A 3,277-nucleotide genomic window follows, 5' to 3' on the forward strand; every position below is an offset into this window, starting at 1 on the left:
CCCATACTATGACCAATTAAAAAAATTTTTAAAGAATTTTTGCTTTTTATTAAATCAACAATATTTTTTAATTCATCGATCCAAATATTAAAATTAGTAATATCACCTCTAGCGCCACTACTTTTGCCATGTCCTTTGACATCATATAACAAAACATTATAATCCAACTTATTAAAAAAAATCACTAAATGTAAATAATCATCAGAGCTTTCACCCATACCATGAACTATAATTAAATTCGCTTTAGGTTTGTTGACAGTTATAATTCTATAATAACAAAAATGATTTTTCATAAACATAATTGCCAAACATTTATATTTATAACCAAAACAAAAATAATAATATTATTGGTTATTATTAACCTTTCATTAATTTGTCATATTGATGACAATATTTTTGATATTTATCTTGTTCTTCTCGAATCTTGGAAGCACTTGCTTTTTGTAAAAATAATTTATTACTTAAAATTTTCTTACTTCTTTTAATTTCGAACAAAAGTTTTGTTTTTTGTTGCGTAAAATTTTGTTGTCTTTTATGATAATCAATATTGTCGAAAATTTTTTTATCTAAAAAAAGTGATATATGATTTTCTGCAAATAACAAAACATATTGCATATTAGAAACTGTTTTTTTAAAATATAATTCGGAAGCTTTCAAAAAATTTTTTAACAATTCTTGAAGATTCATTATAGATAATTTTTTATCTTCTGAAGCTTCTATGTATAAAGGTAATAATTGTTGTGAATTCATAAGATAATTTTGTCGAAAACGACGCATTTGAATGATTAAATTCTTAACATTGGTCCAAGTAGTTAAAGATTGTACATCATAATAACTAACAACAGGCCATTCAGTATGTAAAATAGACTGATTCGGCACTAATGTTTCATAAATAGCATCAGTCACAAAAGGAATAAAAGGATGTAATAACTTTAAGATATTTTGAAACATATATAGTACAAATTTATGTAAATTTAAAAATTCTGGGTCATCTTTTTTCAAAAAACTTTTCACAAATTCTAAAAACCAATTTGCAAAATCTTCCCAAACGAAATTATAAAGAACTTTTCCTATAATATTAAATTCGTAATTTTCATACAACGGATTGATTTGTTCCATTAATTGAAAAAATTGAGTTAATAAAGACTTTTCGGGTAAACTTAAAAATTCTAATTGAAAATTCGTTTCTTTTGTTTTTACATTTAAAATAATTAAGCGACTAATATTCCATAATTTATTGATAAAATTATAACTTTCAATAATCTTATGTTGATGAAAAGACAAATTAGCGCCTGAAGCAACATTAGTAGTCAAAAACCACCTTAAAGAATCAGCACCATATTGTTCAATCACTTCTTGAGGATCTATGCCATTGCCCTTAGATTTCGACATTTTTTGTCCTTGTGTATCTGTGACTAATCCATGCAATAACACATCATGAAAAGGTATTTGTTGTGTTAAATGAGTACTTTGTAAAACCATTTTTGATACCCAAAAAGTTAAAATATCATAACCAGTAACTAATACATTAATAGGAAAACGTTTTTGAAAAAAAGTAGTATTAATATTAGGCCAACCTAAAGTACTTAAAGGCCACAAGGAAGAGGAAAACCAAGTATCTAAAACATCTGAATCTTGATGAAAACCTGGTCCTGGACATGTACTTTGAACTTTGATTTCATCACCTTTATACCAAGCAGGAATAGAATGACCCCACCATATTTGACGAGAAATACACCAGTCTTCAACATTTTGCAACCAATTGTTAAAAATTTTTAAAAATCGTTTAGGAAAAAAACGAAGTTTATGTTGTTTTAAAATAAAAGATGCAAGTGCTTTGGTTTTAAAAAACCATTGTAAAGATAATCTAGGTTCAACTCTAGCTCCCGAAATAATGGAAAAACCAACATTATGTAAATGTTTTTCAATTTTAAGTAATAAATTCTTTTGCTGTAAAGTGAAAATAATTTTTTTACGACAAATTAAAAGATTTAAGTTTTTATATTCTTTTGCTAACTCATTCATTGTACCATCTGGATTAATACAAGAAACAGCTTTTAAATTATGTTTTTTGCCAACTTTAAAATCATTTTCATCATGCGCTGGAGTAACTTTCAAAATTCCTGTTCCAAATTGTTGATCGACTGAAACATCACCAATAATAGAAATAACAATATCTGTGTCAGGAATTAAAACTTTTTTACCTATCAAATGTTGATATCTTTTATCTTGTGGATGTACCATTAATGCTTGATCTACAAAAATAGTTTCAGGTCTTGTAGTAGCAACTACAACAAAATCATTATCCTTCACATCTTGTTCCTGAACTAACAAATATTTCAAATAAAACATTTGACCTTGAACCAATTCATATTTAACTTCTGTATTAGATAAAGTAGTTTGTAAAACAGGGTCCCAATGAATAATTTTATAATCACGATAAATCAATTGTTCTTCAAACAATTGAATAAAAACTTTTTCTATTACTTGATTTAAATCTGGTTCTAAAGTAAATTTTTCATAATTATAATCTAAAGCTAACCCTAAAGAAGCCCATTGTGATCTAATATTTTTAGCGTATTTTTCTTTCCATTCCCAAGCATGATTTAAAAAAATTTCTTTTGTTATTTTTTTAGAATCAATATATCCTTCTTTTGTGAGTTGGTTTTTAATTTTACTTTGAGTTGCTATTCCAGCATGATCCATTCCTGGCAAAAAGAGTACATCAAAACCCATCATCTTTTTACGACGAATAATAATATCTTGTAAAGTATTATTCCAAGCATGTCCTAAATGTAATTTACCTGTAATATTCGGTGGAGGAATTACAATTGTAAAAGCTTCTTTTTGAGAATTGTTTTCCGTCTGAAAATAATTTTTTTGAAGCCATTTTTGATATCTATTTTTTTCTATTAATTTAAAATCATATTTAGAATGCATCATAATTTTATTTTTATTCCTATTTTTGATAACATTATTTATAATTATTTAGTTAATCTTCAAAATCTCTAGAATAGTAATTTTTTTTGAATCCAAAAATATGGAATTTTTACACTATAGTAAACTTTTTTATTAATTTTAAGATAATTAATTTTAACATAAAACAAAAAAAATCAACATATAATTTAAAGCACAAAAAAATATAAGACAAATTACAAATACATCAAAAGTAATTAAAAATTAACAAAATATAATGATTCTTATACAAAACATTATATTACAACCAACAATATATTATATAATAAAAAAATAATATGGTTTTTTTATTATATAAATT

2 protein-coding genes are annotated in these 3,277 nt (G+C 24.8%); both read right to left on the minus strand.

Going from position 1 to position 3,277, the window contains the following annotated elements; genetic code table 11:
- On the minus strand, nt 1-293 hold a 293-nt coding region (locus AlmWB_RS01285; RefSeq protein ID WP_239682428.1), incomplete at its 3' end, for an alpha/beta hydrolase.
- Nucleotides 294-357: 64 nt separating this feature from the next.
- A complete protein-coding gene (locus AlmWB_RS01290) occupies nt 358-2,943 on the minus strand; it encodes a valine--tRNA ligase (RefSeq protein WP_320408639.1) in 2,586 nt (861 codons plus the stop codon).
- Nucleotides 2,944-3,277: the final 334 nt, after the last annotated feature.

Source organism: Candidatus Phytoplasma phoenicium, assembly GCF_001189415.1.
In the GTDB taxonomy this organism is placed as follows: Bacteria; Bacillota_I; Bacilli_A; order Acholeplasmatales; family Acholeplasmataceae; genus Phytoplasma; species Phytoplasma phoenicium.

Excerpts from the sequence above, each read along its gene's own strand:
- AlmWB_RS01290 (WP_320408639.1), bottom strand. The coding sequence starts at position 2,943 with ATGATGCATTCTAAATATGATTTTAAATTAATAGAAAAAAATAGATAT.